Source organism: Streptomyces sp. NPDC096040, assembly GCF_040303265.1.
In the GTDB taxonomy this organism is placed as follows: Bacteria; Actinomycetota; Actinomycetes; order Streptomycetales; family Streptomycetaceae; genus Streptomyces.
Window position 1 is genome coordinate 225,849 of sequence record NZ_JBEOTA010000013.1, and the last position, 22,743, is coordinate 248,591.

20 protein-coding genes are annotated in these 22,743 nt (G+C 72.1%); 18 read left to right on the forward strand and 2 right to left on the reverse strand.

Features of this window, described 5'->3' with window-relative positions:
* The first annotated feature begins 33 nt into the window (after positions 1–33).
* Genes ABTY98_RS20065 through ABTY98_RS20115 form a run of 11 tightly spaced genes read left to right on the forward strand, consistent with a single transcriptional unit; the run spans position 34 to position 11,386 of the window.
* Positions 34–1,668, forward strand: a complete 1,635-nt coding sequence (locus ABTY98_RS20065) for a carbamoyltransferase family protein (protein WP_352222253.1) — start codon at positions 34–36, stop codon at positions 1,666–1,668.
* On the forward strand, positions 1,665–2,660 hold the full coding sequence (locus tag ABTY98_RS20070; protein ID WP_352222254.1) for a glycosyltransferase family 2 protein: 996 nt from the start codon (positions 1,665–1,667) through the stop codon (positions 2,658–2,660). The genes ABTY98_RS20065 and ABTY98_RS20070 overlap by 4 nt, the downstream gene beginning before the upstream one ends.
* Positions 2,657–3,214: a D-glycero-alpha-D-manno-heptose-1,7-bisphosphate 7-phosphatase gene (locus tag ABTY98_RS20075; RefSeq protein ID WP_352222255.1), complete on the forward strand. Its 558-nt coding sequence runs from the start codon at positions 2,657–2,659 to the stop codon at positions 3,212–3,214. The genes ABTY98_RS20070 and ABTY98_RS20075 overlap by 4 nt, the downstream gene beginning before the upstream one ends.
* Positions 3,211–4,218 (forward strand): glycosyltransferase family 9 protein, encoded by a 1,008-nt coding sequence (locus ABTY98_RS20080; protein ID WP_352222256.1) that lies wholly within the window; start codon positions 3,211–3,213, stop codon positions 4,216–4,218. Before ABTY98_RS20075 ends, ABTY98_RS20080 begins: the two co-directional genes overlap by 4 nt.
* Complete coding sequence (locus ABTY98_RS20085; protein ID WP_352222257.1) at positions 4,215–5,177, forward strand: glycosyltransferase; 963 nt, start codon at positions 4,215–4,217, stop codon at positions 5,175–5,177. Before ABTY98_RS20080 ends, ABTY98_RS20085 begins: the two co-directional genes overlap by 4 nt.
* Positions 5,174–6,406, forward strand: coding sequence for a glycosyltransferase (locus ABTY98_RS20090; protein WP_352222258.1), 1,233 nt, complete (start codon positions 5,174–5,176; stop codon positions 6,404–6,406). The genes ABTY98_RS20085 and ABTY98_RS20090 overlap by 4 nt, the downstream gene beginning before the upstream one ends.
* Positions 6,403–7,062 carry a D-sedoheptulose-7-phosphate isomerase gene (locus tag ABTY98_RS20095; RefSeq protein WP_352222259.1) on the forward strand — a complete coding sequence of 220 codons (660 nt, stop codon included), beginning with the start codon at positions 6,403–6,405 and terminating at the stop codon, positions 7,060–7,062. Before ABTY98_RS20090 ends, ABTY98_RS20095 begins: the two co-directional genes overlap by 4 nt.
* Positions 7,063–7,073: 11 nt before the next feature.
* The gene (gene rfaE2 / locus ABTY98_RS20100) at positions 7,074–8,528 is read left to right on the forward strand and encodes a D-glycero-beta-D-manno-heptose 1-phosphate adenylyltransferase (RefSeq protein WP_352222260.1); all 1,455 of its coding nucleotides are present in this window, start codon (positions 7,074–7,076) and stop codon (positions 8,526–8,528) included.
* The gene (locus ABTY98_RS20105; protein WP_352222261.1) at positions 8,525–9,505 is read left to right on the forward strand and encodes a glycosyltransferase family 9 protein; all 981 of its coding nucleotides are present in this window, start codon (positions 8,525–8,527) and stop codon (positions 9,503–9,505) included. The genes rfaE2 and ABTY98_RS20105 overlap by 4 nt, the downstream gene beginning before the upstream one ends.
* 13 nt (positions 9,506–9,518) lie before the next feature.
* Complete coding sequence (locus ABTY98_RS20110; RefSeq protein ID WP_352222262.1) at positions 9,519–10,466, forward strand: glycosyltransferase family 2 protein; 948 nt, start codon at positions 9,519–9,521, stop codon at positions 10,464–10,466.
* Positions 10,463–11,386, forward strand: a complete 924-nt coding sequence (locus ABTY98_RS20115; protein ID WP_352222263.1) for a glycosyltransferase family 2 protein — start codon at positions 10,463–10,465, stop codon at positions 11,384–11,386. The genes ABTY98_RS20110 and ABTY98_RS20115 overlap by 4 nt, the downstream gene beginning before the upstream one ends.
* A 15-nt stretch (positions 11,387–11,401) precedes the next feature.
* Here the strand turns inward: ABTY98_RS20115 and ABTY98_RS20120 are convergent, their stop codons facing one another.
* Positions 11,402–11,623, reverse strand: a complete 222-nt coding sequence (locus ABTY98_RS20120) for a DUF6480 family protein (protein WP_352222264.1) — start codon at positions 11,621–11,623, stop codon at positions 11,402–11,404.
* A gap of 209 nt (positions 11,624–11,832) precedes the next feature.
* On the opposite strand from ABTY98_RS20120, the gene ABTY98_RS20125 reads away from it, so the two are divergent.
* The 7 genes from ABTY98_RS20125 (at position 11,833) to ABTY98_RS20155 (ending at position 21,637) form a co-directional block, all read left to right on the forward strand.
* Positions 11,833–12,978: an aromatic acid exporter family protein gene (locus tag ABTY98_RS20125; protein WP_352222265.1), complete on the forward strand. Its 1,146-nt coding sequence runs from the start codon at positions 11,833–11,835 to the stop codon at positions 12,976–12,978.
* 167 nt (positions 12,979–13,145) lie between these two features.
* Positions 13,146–14,411 carry a glycosyltransferase family 4 protein gene (locus ABTY98_RS20130; protein WP_352222266.1) on the forward strand — a complete coding sequence of 422 codons (1,266 nt, stop codon included), beginning with the start codon at positions 13,146–13,148 and terminating at the stop codon, positions 14,409–14,411.
* Complete coding sequence (locus tag ABTY98_RS20135) at positions 14,408–15,241, forward strand: transferase (RefSeq protein WP_352222267.1); 834 nt, start codon at positions 14,408–14,410, stop codon at positions 15,239–15,241. Before ABTY98_RS20130 ends, ABTY98_RS20135 begins: the two co-directional genes overlap by 4 nt.
* Before the next feature lie 428 nt (positions 15,242–15,669).
* Positions 15,670–16,674 carry an AraC family transcriptional regulator gene (locus ABTY98_RS20140; protein WP_352222268.1) on the forward strand — a complete coding sequence of 335 codons (1,005 nt, stop codon included), beginning with the start codon at positions 15,670–15,672 and terminating at the stop codon, positions 16,672–16,674.
* A 650-nt stretch (positions 16,675–17,324) separates the two neighbouring features.
* Positions 17,325–19,136, forward strand: a complete 1,812-nt coding sequence (locus ABTY98_RS20145; protein WP_352222269.1) for a glycoside hydrolase family 76 protein — start codon at positions 17,325–17,327, stop codon at positions 19,134–19,136.
* Positions 19,137–19,646: 510 nt separating this feature from the next.
* Positions 19,647–20,318: a hypothetical protein gene (locus ABTY98_RS20150; RefSeq protein WP_352222270.1), complete on the forward strand. Its 672-nt coding sequence runs from the start codon at positions 19,647–19,649 to the stop codon at positions 20,316–20,318.
* A 542-nt stretch (positions 20,319–20,860) separates the two neighbouring features.
* On the forward strand, positions 20,861–21,637 hold the full coding sequence (locus ABTY98_RS20155) for a D-Ala-D-Ala carboxypeptidase family metallohydrolase (protein ID WP_352222271.1): 777 nt from the start codon (positions 20,861–20,863) through the stop codon (positions 21,635–21,637).
* A gap of 490 nt (positions 21,638–22,127) precedes the next feature.
* On the opposite strand, the gene ABTY98_RS20160 is transcribed toward ABTY98_RS20155, so the two are convergent.
* A partial coding sequence (locus ABTY98_RS20160; protein WP_352222272.1) for an IS3 family transposase occupies positions 22,128–22,743 on the reverse strand: 616 nt, incomplete at its 5' end.

Sequence of the window (22,743 nt, forward strand, 5' to 3'; positions counted from 1 at the left end):
AGCCCCTTCCCGTACGCCGCACGGAGGCTTCGCATGCGTGTCCTGGGAATCAACGCCCTCTTCCACGACCCCGCCGCCGCCCTGGTCATGGACGGCAGGATCGTGGCAGCGGCGGAGGAGGAGCGCTTCAGCCGGCGCAAGCACGGCAAGCGGCCCGTCCCCTTCTCCGCCTGGGAACTGCCCGAACTGTCCGCCCGATGGTGCCTGGACCGGGCCGGCCTGACCCCATCCGACCTGGACGCGGCCGCCTACTCCTATGATCCGGAACTGGCCCTGTCCGCAGACCAGTTGGGCCTCAACGATCCCTGGGACCACTTGCGCCAGGAGTACGCCCGCCAGGCACCGCGGTTCCTCGCCGAGGTCCTGCCGGGGCTCGATCCGGACAAGGTCCGCTTCGTCGCCCACCATGTCGCGCACGCCGCCTCGGCCGGCCAGGCCGCCCCCTACCCCGACAGCGCGGTACTGGTCCTGGACGGCCGCGGCGAATGCGGCTCCCACCTCGCCGGCCGCTACACGGAGCGCGAACTCACCGTGCTGGCCTCGCAGTCGCTGCCCGACTCGATGGGTCTGTTCTACGAGGACCTCACCCAGCACCTCGGATTCCTGCGCAGCAGCGACGAGTTCAAGGTGATGGCGCTGGCGTCCTACGGCAAGCCCCGCTACCTCGACCAGTTGCGCGAGTACGTCCACCTGGACGGCCACGGCGGGTTCCGGGCCCGCCCCGTCCCCTGGGCGTCGCTGGTCCCGCCGCGGCCGAAGGACAGCGCCTGGACGCAGGACCACGCCGACATCGCCGCCAGCGCGCAGGCCTGCCTGGAGGAGGTCCTGCTGGGCCTCGCGCGCTGGCTGCACGACCGTACCGGTGAGGACGTGCTGACGCTCGCGGGCGGTGTGGCGCTCAACTGCGTGGCCAACACCCGGCTCCACCGGGATACGCCGTTCCGCCGGATCTGGGTGCAGCCCGCCGCCGGAGACGCCGGCACCGCACTCGGCGCCGCGCTCCATGTCGCCCACCAGAAGGACACCGTGGAGGCCATGCCGACCGCCGCCCTCGGACGTGGCTGGAGCGACGACGAACTGCGCGCCTGGCTGGAACGCGCCGCCATACCCTACGAGGAACCCGACGACATCGCCGAGACCGTCGCCGCCGAACTCGCCGGGGACGGCATCGTCGCCTGGTTCCAGGGCCGCAGCGAGTACGGACCCCGGGCACTCGGCCACCGCTCACTGCTCGCCCATCCCGGCCACGAGGGAAACCTGGAGCGCCTCAACGCCGTGAAGGGCCGCGAGGAGTTCCGCCCCGTCGCGCCCATGGTCCTGGCCGAACGGGCCGCGGAACTCTTCGACGGGCCGCTGCCCAGCCCCTACATGCTGTTCGTGCACGAGGTGGCCAAGCAGTGGCGGAACCGTATCCCGGCCGTCGTGCACGTGGACGGCACGGCTCGCATCCAGACCGTGGACCGGCAGGACGAACCCCTGGTCGCGCGCATGATCGAGGGGTTCGAGCGCCTCACCGGCCTGCCCGTCGTCGTCAACACCAGCCTCAACACCGCAGGGCGGCCCATGGTCGACGACCCGCGGGACGCCCTGGAGTGCTTCGGCTCCGCGCCCGTGGACCTGCTCGCCCTCGGGCCGTTCGCGATCCGGCGGAAGAAGGTGTTCGCATGACGGACGCCCCCGCCTACTCCGTCGTCATACCGACGATCGGGCGGCCCTGCCTCGCCGACTGCCTGCGCGCGCTCGCCGCCGCCGGCGGCCACCCACCCGAGGAGGTCGTCGTGATCGACGACCGCCCGGATCCCACCGGCGCACTGCCCCTGGAGGCAGCCGGCGAACTGCGGGAACGGCTGCGCACCCTGCGCACCGGCGGCCGGGGGCCGGCGGCCGCCCGCAACGCCGGCTGGCGCACGGTCCGTACCCCCTGGACCGTCTTCCTCGACGACGACGTCCAGGTGCTGCCCGACTGGTCCCGCCGTCTCGCGGACGACCTCGGCGCGGCCGCCGCCCGCACGGGCGGCATCCAGGGGAGGCTGTACGTGCCCCTGCCCGAGGACCGCAGGCCCACCGACTGGGAACGCGGCACGGCCGGACTGGAACACGCCGCCTGGGCCACCGCGGACATGGCCTACCGCACTGCGGCACTGACAGATGTTCAGGGCTTCGACGAGCGGTTCGGCCGGGCCTTCCGGGAGGACGCCGACCTGGCGCTGCGCGTGTGCGAGGCAGGCTGGTCGCTGCACCGCGGCGGACGCACCACGCGCCACCCGGTGCGGGCGGCCGACCCCTGGGTGTCGGTACGGGCCCAGCGCGGCAACGCGGACGACGCCCTGATGACCCGGCTGCACGGCCCCGACTGGTGGGCGCGCGCCCGGGCGCCCCGCGGCCGACTGCCCCGGCACGCCCTCGTGACGGCCATGGCACTCACGGCCCCCGCACTCGCGCTGACCGGCCGGCGCCGGGCCGCCGGGATCGCGGGAGCGCTGTGGGCGCTCGGCACCGCCGAGTTCGCGCTGGCCCGTATCAAGCCGGGGCCCCGCACCCCACGCGAGATCACCACCATGATCGCCACCAGCGTGGTCATCCCGCCGCTGGCCGTCCGCCACTGGCTGGACGGCCTGATCCGGCACCGCCGGGCCACGCCCCTGAGGAGCACCCCGTGACCCCGCCGACCACGCACCGGACGCGTGTCGCCGCCGTCCTCTTCGACCGCGACGGCACCCTGGTCAAGGACGTCCCCTACAACGGCGACCCCGCCCGGGTACGCCTCCTGCCCGGCGTCCGGCAGGCACTGGACCTGCTGCGCGCCGCCCGTATCCCGACCGGCGTGGTCAGCAACCAGTCGGGCATCGGCCGCGGCCTGCTCACGGACACCGACGTGCGCCGCGTCAACGACCGCGCGGACACCCTGCTCGGCGGCCTCGGCACCTGGGTCTACTGCCCGCACCCGCCCGAAGCCGGCTGCGGCTGCCGCAAGCCCCGGCCGGGACTGGTCATCGAGGCCGCACGACGCCTGGGCGCGCCCCCCTCGCAGTGCGTGGTCATCGGCGACATCGGCGCCGACATCGAGGCCGCACTCGCCGCGGGCGCCCGCGGCGTCCTCGTGCCCAACGCGGCCACGCTGCCGGAGGAGGTCGAGACAGCGCCCACCACAGCCCCCGACCTGCTCACGGCGGTTCGGCGGCTCCTCACCGAGACACGGGGTGAACGCCCGTGAAGACAGTGGTGGTACGCCTCGACAGCTTCGGCGACGTGCTGCTCGCCGGACCCGCCGTCCGAGCGGTGGCGGGGCACTCGTCCCACGTCACGATGGTGTGCGGCCCCCGCGGCGAACCCGCCGCGCGACTGCTGCCCTGCGTCGACGACGTGATCGTGTGGGAGGCACCCTGGGAGGGATTCGACCCGCCCACCGTCCATGAGGCCGACGTGGACGGCCTCGTACGGCGCCTGCGCAACGCCGCGTTCGACGCCGCGCTCGTCCTCACCTCCTTCCACCAGAGCCCCCTGCCCACCGCCCTGTTGCTGCGCCTGGCCGGCGTGCCGCGCATCGGCGCCGACAGCGTCGACCACCCGGGCAGCCTCCTCGACGTACGGCACCGGCGACTGCCCGGCCGCCACGAGGCCGAGGCCGCCCTGGACACCGCGGCCGCCATGGGCTTCCTGCCACACCCCGGGGACGACGGCCGGCTGCGCGTGCTGCCGCCGCCCGACACCGTCGCGCTCACCGGCAACGGCCCGTACGTCGTGCTCCACCCCGGCGCCAGCGTCCCCGCACGTGCCTGGAGTCCCGAGCGCTGCGCCGAGGCCGTCGAGGCGCTCACCGACGCGGGGCACCGGGTCGTCGTCACCGGAGGCCCCGACGAGGCCGGCCTCACCCGGAAGGTCAGCGGCGACACGGCCGTCGACCTCGGCGGCGGGACCCCGCCGCGCACGCTGGTCGGAGTGCTGCGCACCGCCGATGTCGTGGTGTGCGGCAACACCGGCCCAGCCCATCTGGCGGCGGCCGTCGGCACACCGGTCGTGTCGCTGTTCGCTCCCGTGGTGCCGGCCGAGCGCTGGGCGCCGTACGGCGTGCCGAGCGTGCTCCTCGGCGACCAGCGAGCGCCGTGCGCGGACACCAGGGCCCGGCACTGTCCCGTACCCGGCCACCCCTGCCTCGACGAGATCACGGCGCACGACGTGGTGGCCGCGGTGCAGAAACTCCTGGGGGAGTCCACATGAACGTCCTTGTCTGGCATGTGCACGGTTCCTGGCTGACCTCGTTCGTCCAGGGCGCGTACACCTTCCTCGTTCCCGTGACACCCGACCGCGGCCCGGACGGCCTGGGCCGGGCGAGAACCTGGCAATGGCCGCCGAATGTACGGGAGTTGAGCCCCGACGAGCTGCGGGGGGCCGACATCGACCTGATGGTGCTGCAACGGCCGCACGAACTCGAACTGGCCCGGTGGTGGACCGGCCGCCGCCCCGGCGCCGACGTGCCCGCCGTCTACGTCGAACACAACAGCCCGCACGAGACGCCCGTGGACACCCGGCACCCGCTGGCCGGCCGCGCCGACATCACCCTTGTGCACGTCACCCACTTCAACCGGCTGATGTGGGACAACGGCCGTGCCCCGACCACCGTGATCGAGCACGGGATCATCGACCCCGGCCACCTGTGGACCGGAGAGGAGCCGCGCGCCGCGGTCGTCGTCAACGACCCCGTACGGCGCGGCCGTACGACCGGAACCGACCTGTTGCCCGCGTTCGCCCGCATGCTGCCGCTGGACGTCTTCGGCATGCGCACCGAGGGCCTCGCGGACTGCCTCGGGCTGCCACCGGAGCGGTGCCGAAGCCGCGATCTGCCCCAGAGCGGCCTGCACCCGGCGATGGCTCGCTGCCGTATGTACCTGCACCCCGTCCGGTGGACGTCCCTCGGACTGTCGCTGCTGGAGGCCATGTTCCTGGGCATGCCGGTCGTGGCGCTGGACACCACCGAGGTGCGCGAGGCCGTTCCGGAGGGGGCGGGGGTGGTCTCGAACCGGCTCGACGTGCTTCAGGACGCCATGCGCGGATTCCTCGCGGATCCCGAGCACGCCCGGCTGACGGGGGAGGCCGCCAGGGCCGCGGCACAGGCCCGCTACGGAGAGCGGCGTTTCCGGGACGACTGGGAGCGCCTGATCAAGGAGGTCACCCGATGAGCACCCACCCCTCGGCCGGCCGCGTCGCCATGGTCTCCGAGCACGCCAGTCCGCTGGCCGCGCTCGGCGGACCGGACGCGGGCGGGCAGAACGTGTACGTGGCACAACTAGCCGGGCAACTGGTCCGCCGGGGGCACGAGGTCACCGTGTACACACGGCGCGACGATCGCCGGCTGCCCGAACGGGTCACCACGCCCGACGGGTTCAAGGTCGTCCAGGTGCCCGCAGGACCGGCGGCTCCGATACCGAAGGACGAACTCCCGCCGTACATGCCGGAGTTCGGCGACTTCCTGGCGCGGGAGTGGGCGGCGGAGCCACCCGATGTGGTGCACGCCCACTTCTGGATGTCCGGTTGGGCGGCCCTCGCCGGCGCGCGCGGCCTCGGCGTGCCCGTCGTGCAGACCTACCACGCGCTCGGCACCGTGAAGCGGCGCCACCAGGGCGCCGCCGACACCAGCCCGCCCGACCGGATCGCTATCGAGAGGGCCGTCGGCCGGGAGTGCGGCCGCATCATCGCCACCTGCGAGGACGAGGTGGCCGAACTGGAGGCCATGGGACTGTCCCGACGGCACATCTCCGTCGTCCCGTGCGGTGTGGACCCCGTGCAGTTCGCCCCGGTCGCCGAGGCCCGCCGCCCGGCCTCCGCGCCCCGGCGGCTGCTGGCGGTCGGCCGCCTCGTCCCCCGCAAGGGCTTCGACCGCGCCGTCCGCGCCCTCGCCGGCGTCCCCGACGCCGAACTCCTCATCGCCGGCGGCCCCGAACCCGCTCTGCTCCTCGCCGAACCGGAGGCCGAGCGACTGCGCGCGATCGCGGACGAGTGCGGCGTGGCCGACCGGGTGTCGCTGCTCGGCGGGGTGAGCCGGGAGCGCATGCCGGCGCTGATGTCCAGCGCGGACCTGGTGCTGTCCCTTCCCCGCTACGAGCCGTTCGGCATCGTCCCGGTCGAGGCCATGGCCTGCTGCGCCCCGGTCCTCGCCACCGCCGTCGGTGGCCAGCTCGACACCGTCGTGGACGGCAGGACAGGCGTCCTGGTCCCGGCGGACGACGACCACGACATCAGCGGGACCGTCCGCCGCCTCCTGGCCGACCCGGAACTGCTCGCCCGCTACGGCGCCGCCGGGCGGCGCCGCGTCCTCGCCCGCTACACCTGGGACCGCGTGGCCGAAGGCGTCACCCGTGCCTACAGCGCCGTCTCCTCCGTCCCCTCGCTCTCGGGAGCCGTCCGATGAACATCGCCACCGATGTCACGCACTGCGACGATCTGATGAAGGCACTCGAAGGGTTCCGCGGCTACGCCGCCCCAGTGGTGCGGCGCTGGGGCACCTCCCTCGCCTCCCGTCTCGGAGCGGGGTCCAGGCTCCTCGTCGCCGGCAACGGCGGCAGCGCGGCCCAGGCCCAGCACCTGACGGCCGAACTCGTGGGCCGCTACCGCGACGACCGCCCGGCCTTCTCCGCCCTGGCGCTGCACGCCGACACATCCGCCACCACCGCCATCGCCAACGACTACGGCGTCCAGGAGATCTTCGCCCGCCAGGTCGCCGCGCACGGCCGGGCCGGGGATGTCCTCGCGCTGCTGTCCACCAGCGGCGCCAGCGCCAACCTGCTCGTCGCGGCGAACGAGGCCCGCCGCCTCGGCATGCCCGTGTGGGCCCTCACCGGCCCGGCGCCCAACCCGCTGGCGGGCGCCGCCGACGAGGCCCTGTGCGTCGAAGGGGCGACCGCCGCCACGGTTCAGGAGCTGCATCTCGTGGCCGTGCACATGCTCTGCGAGGCGTTCGACCAGGCGGTCGAGGAGAGGGAGGCGGCGCACCGGCGGCGGCGCACCGACGACCAGCGCCCGGCGGCCGACCGGCAACGGCCGCGGGAACGCTGGCCAGTACTGTGAGGGGAGGACGCATGACCCTCCCGGCCGCACTGCTGGTCGTCGGGGACGCCCTGCTCGACCACGACGTCTCCGGCCGCGTGACACGGCTGGCTCCCGACGCGCCCGTACCGGTGGTCAGCGAGCCCCGGCGCACCACCCGCCCCGGCGGTGCCGCACTCGCCGCCTGCCTCGCCGCGGCCGACGGCCGACCGGTCACACTGGTCACCGCGCTGGGCGACGACCCCGACAGCGCCGAACTGCGCCGGCTTCTGGCCGACCGCGTCGACCTGGTGGAACTCCCTCTCACCGGGGCCTTGTCCAGCAAGACCCGCGTCCTCGCCGACGGACGACCGCTGCTGCGCCTGGACGACGGTGAGGGCAGAGCCCGGGAGGCGACCGAGGAGGCGGCACGGGCGATCGCCCGGGCCGGAGCCGTCCTCGTCGCCGACTACGGCCGAGGCACCGCCGAGGTGCTGCGCGAGGCACTGGCCGATGCGGCGACGCGGGTACCGGTCGCCTGGGACCCGCATCCGCGCGGCCGACCACCGGTACCCGGCGTCCGGCTGGCGACGCCCTCCGCCGCCGAGGCGCACGCCTTCGCGGGCCGCGCCGGCGACGCCGGGGAAACCGCCCCCGGCAGTGAGTTGCACACGGCGGCACAGGACGCCGGCCGGCTGGTGCGGGCGTGGCGGGCGGTCTCCGTTGCCGTGACGCTCGGCGGGCGCGGGGCGCTGCTGTCGCACGGCGAGACACCGCTTCTGGTGCCGTCGCCGGTCACGGCCGAGGGCGACGCCTGCGGGGCCGGGGACCGGTTCGCGGCGACCGCCGCCGGGCTTCTGGCGGACGGCGAGCTCGTGGAGACCGCCGTACGGCAAGCGGTGCACGCCGCCACCCGTTACGTTGCCGAAGGCGGCGTCCGCTCGCTCGCCCCCGAAAGCGCGCCGAGCGAACCCCCGGCTTCGTCCTCCGGCGCCGAACCGACGGACGACGCCCTGCGCACGGCGGCGCGGGTGCGGGCCGCGGGCGGGACCGTGGTCGCCGCCGGCGGCTGCTTCGACCTGCTGCACGCCGGCCACGTCGCGCTGCTGCAGGCGGCCCGCCGCACCGGGGACTGCCTGGTGGTGTGCGTCAACTCCGACGCGTCCGTACGCCGCCGCAAGGGCCACGGCAGGCCGCTCGTCCCGGAGGCGGACCGCATTCGTGTGCTGCGCGCCCTGGAGTGCGTCGACGCGGTCGCCGTGTTCGACGAGGACACCCCGGAACGGCTTCTCGCCGAGCTGCGCCCGCACATCTGGGCCAAGGGCGGCGACTACGCCAGGACCAGCCTGCCCGAGGCACCCCTCGTGGAGAGCTGGGGCGGCCAGGTCGTCCTGTTCCCCTACCTCGACGGCCGTTCCACCACCGGCCTCGCCGAACGAGCGGCCCTCGCCCCGCGCGGGGCGGCCCCGCGCCCGGAGGCCGCCGGCGGTGGACGGAGGCCACGGTGACCGCCCTGCCCCAGCGGCCGCGCCGCGTGCTCGTCCTGCGTGCCCTGGGCCTGGGCGACCTGCTGACGGGAGTGCCCGCCCTGCGGGGCATCCGGCGTGCGTTCTCCCAGGATCAGATCGTCCTGGCGGTGCCGGCAGCGCTCACCGAAGCCGCCCTGGCCACCGGAGCGGTGGACCGCGTTCTGCCGGCCGAGGCTCCGGGCCGGGGCGTGCCCTCGCTCGGTCACTGGGCCGGGCCGCCGCCGGACATCGGCGTCGACCTGCACGGCAACGGACCCGAGAGCCGCGACGCCCTGGCCGCCCTCGCACCACGCCGGCTGCTGGCCTTCGCCGCCGGACCCGGACCCGATGGCGTCCGGCCGCCCGAGTGGCGGGCGGAGGAGCATGAGCGCGACCGGTGGTGCCGCTTCCTCCGGGCCTACGGAATCGCCGCGGATCCCGACGACGTACTACTGCCCCCGGCCGCCACGCCTTCTCCGGCGCCGGGCGCCGTCGTCGTCCATCCCGGGGCCCAGTCCGCCGCCCGTCGCTGGCCGGCCGAGCGGTACGCCGTCGTCGTACGGCGGGTGCGGGCCGCCGGTCACCGGGTCGTCCTCACCGGCGGGCCGGCCGAGGACGCGCTGGTCCTGGACCTGGCGGAACGCGTCGGCCTGCCCCGGCGGGACCTGTTGCGGGGCGGGCTGAAATTCGGCGAACTGTCGGCGCTCGTCGCCCACGCCCAGCTCGTCATCAGCGGAGACACCGGCCTGGCGCATCTCGCGGTCGCGCACGCCACCCCGTCCGTGACCCTCTTCGGCCCGGTGGCGCCCCGGCTGTGGGGCCCGCCCCGCGCGGAGCGCCACATCGCGCTGTGGAAGCCCGGTCCGCCGGGTGATCCGCACGGTGACATCCCCGACCCGCGGCTGCTGCGGATCGGCACCGACGAGGTCGCCGCCGCGGCGCTCGGCCTGCTGCGGCCTGTCGGGGCCACCGCGTAGCAACCGGAAGGAGATGAAGCTCGTGGCCCACCAGCCCGTCCCCGAGGCGCCGCCCGCCCGCTCGGAAGGTCCCGACGGGCGCGTCACGGTGGCGATGATCACCCGCGACCGCCCCAGGAGCGTCCTGCGCACGCTGGACGCCCTGGCCGCCCTGCCGGAGCTCCCGGAAGTGATCGTCGTGGACAATGGTTCCGACGGCACGACCTCGGCCGCGGTACGTCGGCACCCCGTGGCCGCCCGGCTCCTCAGGCCCGGTGAGAACACCGGCGCCCTGGGCCGCAACCTCGCCGTGCGGCACGCGCGGACGCCCTACGTCGCGTTCAGCGACGACGACTCCTGGTGGGCCCCCGGCGCACTGCGGCGGGCGGCCGACCTGCTCGACGCCCACCCCCGTCTCGGCCTGCTGGCCGCCCGCACCCTGGTCGGCGCCGACGGAGCCGAGGACCCCCTCAACGCCGTACTCGCGGCTTCACCGCTGCCCGAGGAGCCCGACCTGCCCGGCCGCCCGGTGCTCGGCTTCCTGGGCTGTGCCTGCGTGGTACGCCGTGACGCCTTCCTCACGGCAGGGGGCTACCACCCTCTGCTCTTCTTCGGCGGGGAGGAGACCCTGCTCGCCTACGACCTCGCCGCCGGCGGCTGGGGAGTCACGTACGAGCCCGCACTGACGGCCCGCCACCACCCCGATCCGGCAGGCCGCGTCGGCCGGAGCCAACTGGAGCGCCGCAACGAGGTGCTGACCCTGTGGCTGCGCCGGCCGCTCCCCGTCGCCCTGCGGGCCAGCGCGCGCCTGACGGCCGCCGCGGCCGGTGCGCCCGAGGCCCGCCGGGCACTGCGCGGAGTGCTGGCGCGGCTTCCCGCCGCACTCGCGCGGCGCAGGCGGCTGCCGGCGCACGTGGAACGCGCGGCCCGGTTGCTGGACGGCGGGACGCCGACCGCCCAGGAGGAGATCAGCCAGTCATGAACGTACGGAACACAGCACCCGCCCCTCCGGACCGCCGTACGACCGTGGTGGTGATCACCCACAACCGGCGCGCCGAACTTTTGCACACGCTCCGGCGGCTGCGAGCGCTCCCCGAACGACCGGAGGTCGTCGTCACCGACAACGCCTCCACCGACGGAACCGCCGAAGCGGTCCTGCGCCATTTCCCCGACGTCGTGTTGCTGCGGCCCGGCCGCAACCTGGGCGCGGTCGGACGCAATCTGGCATTGCCCCGGATCCGTACCCCTTACGTCGCCTTCTGCGACGACGACACCTGGTGGGAACCGGGCAGTCTGCGGCGGGCGGCGGACCTGCTCGACGAGCGGCCCCTGCTCGCGGCGGTCACCGCACGCATCCTCGTGGAGCCGTTCGGCACGGAGGATCCGGTCGTCCGGGAGCTGAAGGAATCCCCGCTCACGGGCCCGGACTGGCTGCCGGGGCCGGCCCTCGGGTCCTTCCTCGCGGCCGCCACCGTGATGCGCACCGACGCCTTCCGGGCAGCGGGCGGCTTCCATCCGGGGCTGTGGTTCGGCGGCGAGGAGGAGCTGCTGGCCACCGATCTGCAGCGGCAGGGCTGGTGGCTGAGCTACGCCGAAGACCTGACGGTCCATCACAAGGCGTCCGTACTGCGGGACAGCAGGGCACGCAGGATCCTGGGGCTGCGCAACACGCTCTGGTTCACCTGGCTGCGCCGCCCGCTCGTGCCCGCCCTCATGCGTACCGCCCACCTGATGGCCACCGTTCCGCGCGACCTGGCCTCCGCCCGTGCCTTCGCCCACGCGGCGGCCGGCCTGCCGTGGGTACTGCGGCAGCGCGATCCGGTGCCCCCGGAGATCGAGGACCGGCTGACGGCGCTGGAGCGTGCCCGGCGGTCGTCGTCGGCCCGCAGCTACGTCGGGTGAGCGCGGGCCGCACGTTCACAGGGCCACTGCCATGGCGATCAGCCCGATCGCTATCAGGGCCACCACCACCATGATCAGGACCAGGGGCATCGTGCTCCATCCCTTGCGCAGTTCGGGTGGCTCCGGGTGGGAGATACCGGAGGTGCTCCCTTCCGCTGGAGGGGTCTCACCGGGAGATACCCCTCCGCCTGGTTCGAGTCCCGGGGTGCGTTCGGGTTCGGGATCAGGAGTCGTCATGTCGCCCTCCTCGGCTGTTGACCGGGCCACGGCCGGTTGCCGCCCCGACCCGAGTACCCGCAGCGCACCGGCCTCACGTGATCACCCCGGGCGCGTTTCCGGTGCTTCCCGGAGGTGAGCGCCGCGGCCGGTTGTCACGTACCGCCCCGAAGGCACAGTCAGCGGGTGAGTCCTGGCCCTGGTGTGGCACTTGGTGTGGCATGGAGTGGATGTGCGGGCCGACAGGGGCGGTGCGGTCGTGGGCCGGGGCCGCCGCATCAGCGGTGCCGCGGGCGTGGGCCGGTCCGGGCCCCGAGCGGGATCTGGTGGTGCAGGCGGCCAAGGCGGCGCTGGCCGCCTGGGTGGCCTGGGCGGTCGTCGGCTGGTGGCTCCAGGCTCCGATGGCGTTCGTCGCGCCGTGGGTCGCGGTCGTACTGGTGGAGTCGACGGTCTACCGGTCGGTCGCGCACGGGCTGCAGCAGCTCGCGGCGATCGCGGTGGGCACGGCGGTCGCGACAGCGGTGGCGCTGCTGCTGGACAGCACGATGCTCACGATGGCCCTGGTCCTTCCGGCAGCGCTGCTGCTGGGCCAGTGGAAGCGCCTGGGCAGCCAGGGCATCTACGCGGCCACCGGCGCGCTGTTCGTGCTGACCGCCGGCCAGGTGACCGTCGCTTCGTCGGCCGCCCGTATCGCGGAGGCGGTCTTCGGCGCGGTGGTCGGAGTGGTGGTCAACGCCTTGATCCGGCCTCCGGTGCATACGCGTGACGCCCGCCGTGCGCTGGAGTACGCGGCTTGCGCGGCGCAGGAGATCCTGGATGTGGTGGCCGACGGCCTGGCCACCGGTGAGTGGGACGGTCGGGCCGCCCGGGACTGGCACGAGCGCGCACTGCGTCTGGGGCGCCTTGTCGACCAGGCTCGTTCGGCGATCGGCTGGAGCCACGAAAGCATGCGCGTCAATCCCCGTGGGCGCCGCAAACGCACTCCGGCCCCGCCCGACAGGGCGTACGCCGATGCGCTGGCCGTGCTCGACTACGTCGCCGTCCACACGGCAGGGGTGACCCGGACGCTACGGGAGATCGCGGACAGCGGGAAGGACGCCCGGCCGGCCACGGGGATCACCCATGCCTACGCGGACTTCCTCCGCCGTACCGCGCACGCCATCCGTCTGTACGGTCAGTCCCGGTGCGCCCCCAGCGGCCGTGACGACCGCGCCGCGGAGCGGTTGCGCGAGGAGGTCGGGGAGCTCCACCGCGCGCTCGGCGAGTTCCGTCGACAGCTGCCGGGAGCCGTGCCCGACGATCCGGACGCGTTGGTGGTCTACGGAACACTGCTGGCCCAGGCGCATCGCCTGGCCGGCCAACTCGTCCAGGACTGACGTCACCGCCTGCCGACGGCGGCAGCGGTGATTCAACCGCACACGGTCCCGTTCGATGGTCCGGCCATCGATTTCGCGTCGCACGCGTTCGGTCAGTGGTCATCAATTTTTCGTCTCTTCGTCAACTACATGTAACCTTCTGGCGGTGGACAAACGTCAGGACGGCCATGAGGATCCGCTTTCTCATCCACAACGCCTACGGCATCGGCGGCACGATCACCACCACCTTCAATCTGGCCCAGGGGTTGGCGGAGAGACACGATGTCGAGATCGTTTCCGTGCTGAGACACAGACAGAGACCGACCTACACACTCGAGCCCCGAGTCCGGCTGCGGCACCTCGTGGACCTGCGGACCGAGCAGGACCACCCCCTGCACCTCGAGTCGGCCCGTGTCTTCCCGGAGGCCGAGTACCGCTACCGGCAGTACAGCCGGCTGACGGACCAGCGGATCGAGGAATGGCTGGACGGCACGGACGGCGACGTCGTCATCGCCACGCGCCCCGGGCTCAACGTCCAGCTTGCCCTCCAGGGCCCACGGCGGATCGTGCGAATAGGGCAGGAGCACCTGACGCTGGACAACCATTCCCCACGGCTGCGGCGTGTCCTGCGCCGGGCGTATCCGCGGCTGGACGCCCTGACGACCGTCACCGAGGCGGACGCCCGCACCTACCGGCGCAAGATGCATCTGCCGGGCGTGCGTCTGCAGTGTCTGCCCAACAGCGTGCCCGATCCCACGCTTCCGGTCGCCGACAGCAGCTCGAAGACCGTCGTCGCCGCCGGGCGGCTGGTACCGGTCAAGCGCTTCGACCTGATGATCGAGGCGTTCGCCCGCGTGGTCGCGCGGCGCCCGGACTGGCAACTGCGCATCTACGGGAAGGGGGAGGAACACGGGCGTCTGCGTGAGCTGATCGGGCGGCTCGGGCTCCACGACAACGTGCTCCTCATGGGAGCCGCCACGCCCATCGAAGCCGAGTGGGTCAAAGGATCCATCGGCCTCGCCGCGTCGGACTTCGAGCCCTTCGGCATGACCATCGTGGAAGCGATGCGCTGCGGTCTGCCCGTGGTCAGCACCGACTGTCCGCATGGGCCCGCCGAGATCATCCAGGACGGAGTCGACGGGCGTCTGACGCCGGTGGGTGATCCGGACGCCCTCGCCGCGGCGCTGCTGGAGCTCATCGAGGACGACTCCCTGCGTCGCCGCATGGGCCAGGCCGCAGTCCGCCATGCCCGGAGGTTCTCTCCCGCCCTTGTGGTGCGTCAGGCGGAGCAACTGATCGATTCACTGCTGGAGCCGGTAACGGGCGAGGGCCCGGGAACCCTGTCCGGCCCCGGTCTGGGCCGGGCGCTGACGAGCAGGAGTCATGCCCTCAAGGACGGCGCCCACGTGGCGGCCGGCAACGCGCTGCGCAGAGTACGGGGTTCCTGCCGATGACCGAAGACCAGCGTCAGCACGAGCCACGCTGTCACTGCACCATCGACGAAGACGGGAACATCACCTGGTCGCTGGAGCTGCCGGAGGCGCGTGAGCCGCGGTTGCTGCTGCGCCGGCGAACCAAGCCCGCGGGCACGGCCGCCGAGGAGCAGCCGTTTCACGTCCTGGCCCTTGAGAAGTCATCGGAAGGCCGTTGGACCGCGGTGCAGTCCGACCTGCCTTCGCTCGCCGAGGGACGATGGGACGTCTGTGTCGTCGACCAGGGCCAGGACGAACGACGGGCACGTCCCGGTTTGCGTGACCTGCGGCTGCTCCTCGACGGCAGCCGACGGGAGTGGACCTCTCCGGTGGCCGTCCGCATCCCGTATGCCACCAAGGACGGCTACCTGGCGGTGCGGACCTGGCTGCGCACGGCGCACGCGGAGACGCAGTCGCTTCGTGTCGACAGCGAGGGCATGACCGTATCGGCGCGGCTGCACGGCAGGCGGCTGGGACCTCGTGCGACCGTCGCGCTGCGACACCGCCAGGAGCGGACCCTGCACCCCTTGCCGCTACGACAGGCCGACGAACACGAGTTCTCCTTCCGCGTCGACTACGCGAAGCTGCTGCGGCCGGAGCCGGTCGGCCCGTACGCCTGGGACGTGTTCGTGCAACCGGAGAAGGACGCGGACAAGGTGCGGATCGGCAAGCTGTTCGACGACATCCCGGACCGCAAGGAGATTTTCGACTACCCCGCCACGCGGCTCGGGAAGTACGGGGAGTACGAGGTCCGCCCCTACTACACGGTGAACAACGATCTGGCCGTCGAGGTCAATACGCGGTCCATGTGAACGGCTCCTCCCTTCAGCCGGGCCGGACACTGGAGAGTTCCGCCGGTAAGGAAGGGACGAATCCGTCGCGTCAGGCCTTTGGACGTGTCCGCCGCGCTGTTCGGGAAACGGCTTCGCATTCGGGAGCGCCGCCCCCCAGCAGTCGCATTAGTCTCGCTGTGCGCTGCTGCACCGCGGCCCGGGCGGCGGTGATCCTTCGTCGACCGGTGCCGCGGTCTGTCGGCGGCGGGAAGGGTGCGCGCGGGTACTCACCGCACCCCGGGCCCGGCCCTCTGTCATCTCCAGGGCCGGGCTCTGCCTCTCGTTGCCGTGGTCGGTAGCGTGGACTCCCCGCTGAAGTAGGACAGTTGTACTGGCCGAGCCCCCAGGGGTGTAGCCTGCGGCTGCCTTCCAGGTGGACAGCGTGCGCGCACTTCAAAATGACCTTCATGAACACACGCGTTGACGTCCACGCAGTACGTCAGGACACCGGCTCTCCCCATGAAGTCTCCTTCAGCACTGCGGATCTGGACGAGGCGCGGACGGTGCTCGGTGAGACGTACTACGCCAACTTCATGGACCGGCTCGAGACGGACCACGTCTTCAGTGCCGCCTTCGACGTGGTGAGGCTGGGGCCGTTGACCGTCGGGGAAGTCGCGTTCGGTGCCGACGTACGGCTGCGGTTCGGGGATCTCGGAGCCCATCAGGTGGACATCCCTGTGTCGGGGAGCATGGTGTGGCGCCAGGGGGAGCTGGACCCTCTTGTCACCAGGCCGGGTCGTGCGGCGGTGTTCCGGCCTCAGGGGCGCACGGTGCTGGAGCGGTTGCAGCGGGGCCGGATGCTGGCGGTGAAGATCGAGCCCCGCGTGCTCGAGCGCCATCTGGAAGGGATGCTGGGCAGGCCGGTGCGCGCGGGATTTCACCTGGCCCGCAGCATGGACGTGGCGTCGGGGACGGGGCGGAGCTGGGCGCGGCTGGTGCGGATGGTCATCGGCGAGGCGGGCAACGAAGGGGGTCTGCTGCGGCAGCCACTGCTCGCCGCTGAGATGCGGGAAGCCCTGCTGACCGGTCTGCTGCTGGCCGTGGATCATCCCTATCGGCAGGAGCTCGACCGGCCTGCGGAGGCCGGGATCCAGCGGCCCGTACAGCGGGTTATGGACGCCGTGCGCTCCAGCCCGGAGCACCCGTTCACTGCCGCCGAGCTGGCCCGTGTCGGGCAAGTCGGCGAGCGCTGGCTGCAGGAGTGCTTCCGTCGGCAGGTCGGCATGTCACCGATGGCCTATCTGCGCGAGGTCCGCATGGAACGGGTGCGTGCTGAGCTGGCCGAGGGGGACCCCGCCCACACGACCGTCGGCGATATCGCCTACCGCTGGGGCTTCAACCACCTGGGACGCTTTGCCCAGCACTACCGCGCCCGCTTCGGGGAACTGCCCTCACACACGCTGACCTCCTGACACACCTCGACCGGTCGCCCGGCGCGGCCGCTCCCGCGCCGGCCGCGCGGTTCGGGAAGTGGCTTCGGATCTTGGAGGGTCGATCAACGACAGCCGTCCTAGTCTCAGTCCGTGCCACTGCGTTGGCGTTCCGGGCGTTCCGGGCGTTCCGGGGTCCGGCCTCGGGTCCCTCGCAGTGGCCGAGGTGCGCGCAGGAGCTCTGCGCACCTGGGGCCCGGCTCTCTCCCACCCAAGAGCTGGGCCCCTGTTCGTCCGGTTCGGACGGAGGGAGAGGGGAGGGGAGGGGAGGGGAGGGACTTCAAGGCGGCGGTCGCAAGTGGGCCCGCCCTGATTGACAGGGGCTCGTCAAGGCGCTTCACTCCCCGACAGGTATGGACCAGTCCGCGGGTTCCGGCTGACCCGGCGAGGCCGCCGCTCGCCATGTGCGCGCCCGCTCGCAGGTTTGCCACCACGAGAATGAGGCGGCTTCGATGCCCATGCGGGAAGACAACGTTGTCGCACACTGCTCGCGAATACTCGCGCCGGACGCCCACCTCGGACGGTCAGCACCGGCGCCGACGCCCGACGGCCGGATTCGCCGACGGGCGTGGCGGCCGCACGCGGAGCGGCACCGGACATCGACGGTCGTTCAGCTGCTCAGGCTCCTCCTGGTGACCGTCGTCGCGGCAGCGGTCCTGGTCCCGGTGTCGACGACCGCTTCTGCCGCCACCACGGTGTGTGCCCTGTTCTGTGACACACGGGATCCCTCGCTGGCGCGGCAGGAAGGCTTCCCGGTGCCCAACAAGGACATCAACGGCCGCCGGTTGGAGCTGCACGTCTCGGACGCGGACGACATGGCATGGGCGAGCATCGACGACGGAAGCACCGGGGACTCCGCCTGGCTGGACCGCTCCTGGGACGGCGGTGCGACCTGGGAGCCGCTGCTGGGCAAGGCGAGCATCCCGAGCACATGGACCGGAACCAGAACGTTGATGTACGACATCACCGATCCCGTGAACCATCGGAGGGGCTGGGTACGTGCCTGCGGTGACGCCAACGCGGTCGCCTGCACGAACTGGGCCTACCCGACCGTGTGCGACACCTTCTGCGACGGCGTCGACCCGGGGCAGGCCGCGGGCGACGACCAGCCCGTGCTCGCCACTTCCCTGTACGGCCGCACCATCCGACTGCACCTCGACCAGAGGAACTCCATGGCCTGGGGAAGCATCGAAGGCGGCGGCTCGGCCGACGAGATATGGCTGAACCGCTCCTGGAGCGGCGGGAGCGACTGGCCGGACGGGTCCTCGCTCGGCCGCACCAGCGTGCCGGCCGGATCGACCGCGACCCGCACCTCGATGTTCGCCACCCGCGACCCCCGAGGTCTGCTCTACGGCGGCGCGGTGCGCGCCTGCGGCCGGGAGGCGAGTCACCAGGAGGGCAGTTGCACCGCGTGGGTGAGGCCGGTGCCGTCCAGGTCGCGTGCGGCGGCGGACGCGCTGATGGCGTCGTACAACCCGTACGAGGGCTGGTGGAAAGGCAGTTGGTGGAACTCCGCCGCCACCCTCACGGCGCTGATCGACTTCGCCCGGCGCACCGGAACGCATGACTACGACTGGGTTGTCGCGCGCACCTTCGACCAGAACGACGGAACCTTCCCGGCCGGCGCGCGCGGCACGGACCCGATCGAGGGCCACTTCGTCAGCCGGGCCATCGACGACGCCGCGTGGTGGGCGGTGACCTGGCTCGACGCGTACGACTACACCCACGATCCCCGCTATCTGCACGAAGCGGTGACCATCACCAGCTACGTGCACCAGTACTGGGACACCAGCACCTGCGGTGGCGGAGTGTGGTGGGATCGCGAGCGCACGTACAAGAACGCGGTGACCAACGGGCTGTACCTCTGGCTGACCGCGGCACTGCACGAACGCGTCAGCGGCGACACCGTGTGGGGGCAGCGAGCGACGACAGCCGCGACGTGGTTCCGTTCCAGCGGATTGATCAATTCCTCGGGCCTTGTGAACGACGGGCTGACCTCGGACTGCCGCAACAACGGTGGAACCGTCTGGAGTTACAACCAGGGGCTGGCCGTCGGCGGCCTGCTGGAGGCGTCGAAGGCGACCGGGGACGGCTCGCTGCTGACCACTGCCCGCACGCTGGCCGACGCGGCGATGTCCAGCCCGCAACTGACCATGAACGGGGTGCTCACCGAGTCCTGCGATGTCGGCCAGGCGACCTGCGACGACAACCAGAAGCAGTTCAAGGGCATCTTCATCCGCTGCTTGTACGACCTTCAGCAGGCGACCGGCTCAGCCACCTACCGTTCCTACATCCAGCGGCAGGCGGACTCCCTGTGGGCCACGGACCGCGACTCACTCAACGCGCTCGGCCAGCGGTGGGCCGGCGTCGCCCCGAACCAGACGGACTGGCGCACACAGGCCAGCGCCCTCGGCGCACTCACAGCAGCCGACCCCACGGCATGATTCGGCGTCATCCCCCTGCGGACAGGAAGAAGTCGCATGCGCACGCGATCGGCCTCGGTCTGGTCTTCGCCGACGCGGGCTGCGCGGGGGATTCCGCTATCTGACGCCGGGATCCGGTAAGCTCGCCCGGCGTTCCTCTCCTACGCGGCCGGTTGCTCACGGCCGTGGTTCGACGTGCTCAACGCTGAGCTGCAGGCCTGACCTGTGGCAACCGTGGCCGTAACGGACTGTTCAATCGGTGACTGTTGCAGGCATGACAATGAGTCCCTAGGTTTACGCGCGTCAACCGTTCTCCTCACCGGGGAGTTGATGGACGATGCCACCTCATCTCAGGAGAGCCCTCACCGCTGCGCGGCCGGAGCCGCTTTGGGGCAGCCCTCAGCCCAGGCAGACCTGCGCACGCTTCCCCGGTGGCTTCTGGTGAGTCGCGGCCGCCTCCGCCTTCCTCCAGGAACGGACACGAGGGGATTCGCACGCCCGGTCAACGCCCCCGAACTCGAAGGAGTACGCATGTTCCGCCGCCCCCGCCGTTTCGCCCTGCGCCTTCTCGCCCCACTGGTGGCGGGCGCCGCCCTCACCGCCCTCGCCACCGTCCCCGCGGTGGCCGGGAATGTCTGGCAGATCCAGACCGCGAACTCCCCGAGCACCGGCGCGCCCATCGCCGGCGGCGGCAGCTGGATCGTCAACAAGCCGAGCGGTTACTACCTGGGACGCTCCCTGCCGGGCTGGGAGTTCGACAACGAGCAGACCACCGCGGCCAACTGGCACTATGGCCGGGCCATCACCAGGCTCAACATGTGCGGCTGGGCGATGCCGGGCTCCATGGGCACGTTCGTCCGTAGTGTCAGCGACTCGTGCTCCGACACGACCAAGGACATGCTGTCGCATCGGATCAACATCGGCCGTGACTACAACGCACCGGCGCACGCCACCGGTGACGGCATCGCCTCGTCCGCCAACACCGGGTGCACGCTTTACTACAACTACTTCTACGGCACCGACTTCACCTCCAACGGCGGTCACTGGGCGGATGCCGCCGGTGCCCCCTCCGGCACCGTCATGTACCGCTTCACCACACGTGACGGCCAGGCTGTGGTGGTCCGCGACCCCGCCCTCGGCTGGGGCTTCCTGCCGATCGGCTGCGTCGCCAGACCCTCGGCCCTGTACAACGACAACGACTGAAAGGTGGGGAGCCGTCCGGCTCGTGCATGCCCGACGCATCTCACCCACGCAGCGCGTCCCACGCCACCGAGCCGAGGCGAGCGGAGGACGTCGCCGGGCTGGCCCGCCGCCGTACCGGCCGCGAGATCCAAGGTCCACGAAGCTCCCTTTACGCACCTGCGGCACCGCGGCAACCGGTGCGCCGCCAAGCGTTCGCGGTCCGCCGATCCCGGCCCACCGCGAGCGGCCGGCAACCGCTGACCGGCGTACCGGACGCCTGAGTGCACCAGCTACCCGTTCCGACCCGACCTTGGGGAGATCATGCCGGCAGGACGCCTTCAACGGCACCGACGCCGACCTCCAGGCGTTCGCGCGCGGCAGCGCCTACGGCATCGTCGGATCCAACCCCTGGCAGGCACTGGTCGCCTGACCGGCACAAGCAGAGCACCCGCCGACCACTGCGCGAGGCGGCCGGCGGTACGTGGTCAGGCTCCAGCCCTGCAGTGACGTTGCGCCCATGCAGTAACCGGAAGTTCCAGGAATCCAGTAGAGGAGTCACCTTCATGAACATGCCGCAAGACAGCCGAAACATCGATCGCCGCGCTCTGCTCCGGGGCGCGCTGGGCCTCACGGCCGCACTGGGAACGGCGGCGGCCGTCAACCTCGGGTCGGCGGGCAGGGCCTCGGCCTACGGGTGGACCCGCACTCTCCAGCAGGGTCTCTCCGGCTCCGACGTGAAGGAGTTGCAGATCCGGGTCGGTGGCTGGGCGGCGTCCAGCGCGCAGCAGACCTACGTCGCCTGGGACGGCGCCTTCGGCCCGGCCACGGACAGCGCGGTCAGACGCTTCCAGTCCGCCTACGGACTGACCGCGGACGGCGTCGTCGGACCGCAGACGCAGAACGTGCTCAACAGCCTGGAGAACAGCGACGGTTCCACCGCGCACTTCGACTGGAGCGAGTTCTCCTCCCACGACGGTTCCGGATTCAGCGGTGGCAACGTGGCCTCCGCGGAGGTCAAGGAGAACGTGCGCCGACTGATGTACAAGCTGGAGGCGCTGCGCAAGAAGGCGGGCAACAGCGCGGTCACCATCAACTCCGGCTTCCGCAGCGTGGCCTACAACGCCTCGGTGGGCGGCGCGTCCAACAGCATGCACTGTTACGGGGTCGCCGCGGACATCGTGGTCTCCGGCCACACCACGTACCAGGTCTACAAGATCGCCGAGACGTGCGGATTCTCCGGCCTCGAGGCGTACACGCACTCCTGGCAGCACGTGGACAGCCGTGTCCAGTACCCCTCATACGGTTCCGGCTCCTGGTGGTGGGAGAGCGGCACCGCCTGACCGACACACCATCACCGGCTCGGACCGGTCGTGCCGTGGCGGCACGACCGGTCCCCGGCCGCTACGGCGTGCGCTTGTGGAGGAGTCGGCCTCCGGCCAGGGGAACGACCAGAGGAACGAGAGGGCCACCGCGGTGTCGTCGGGAGGACGGTGCACGCGATGGGCAGCCTCCTGGAAGCCGGTCGCGAAGCGTTGGGGCGGTGCCAGGACGGCGGGGAGGGCGAGTAGGTGGGCTCGCTCCGCCGTGGAAGCTCATGCAGGAGTGGGGCGCGTCAGCCGCACGAGCGGGCCGGCATGCGAACCGGGCAGCACCGGACTGCCACCGGTCAGCTCGCCTGGATGGCGACGCACGTGCTCTTGTGTCAAGCGGCGGTGCCGGTGGTCGTCGCCTTGTCTCCTCGGGTGAGGCGGCTGGGGCGGCCCCCCGGTGAAGGCGCCCGGGGGCGGGGTGGTGCGGTCGGTGTGAACCGCCCCGGGTTCGATAGAGATCTCAGGTGGTGGCTGTGAGCTGGGGTTTCGTGGTTGCTCTGTAGTAGTTGGCTTCGTATTCGGCGGGTGGGATGTGCCCTATCTCACCGTGGAGCCGACGGTGGTTGTACCAGTCGACCCACTCGGCGGTGGCGAGTTCGACGTGTGAGAGCGTCTTCCAGGGCCGCATCGGTTTGATGACCTCGGTCTTGTACAGGCCGATCGTCGACTCCATGAGGGCGTTGTCATACGCGTCACCTACCGAGCCGACGGAGGCTGCGATCCGGGCCGCGTCGAGGTGTTCGGCCAGGCGGAACGACGTGTATTGCGAACCCGCATCCGAGTGGTGAACCAGCTCGCCGGGGACGGGCGGGCGACCATCGCGGTCGCGCTGCCACAGCCCCATGTCCAGGGCGTCCAGGACGAGTTGGGTCTCCTTCGACATCGACGCGGACCAGCCGACGATGCGGCGGGAGAAGGTGTCCACGACGAAGGCGACATAGACGACGCCCGCCCAGGCGGAGACGTGAGTGAAGTCGGCGACCCAGGTGCGGTTCGGGGCAGGGGCGACGAAGTCCCGATCCAGGCGGTCCGGGGCCCTGGCGGCGGCCGGGTCCGGGATGGTGGTGATCACCTTC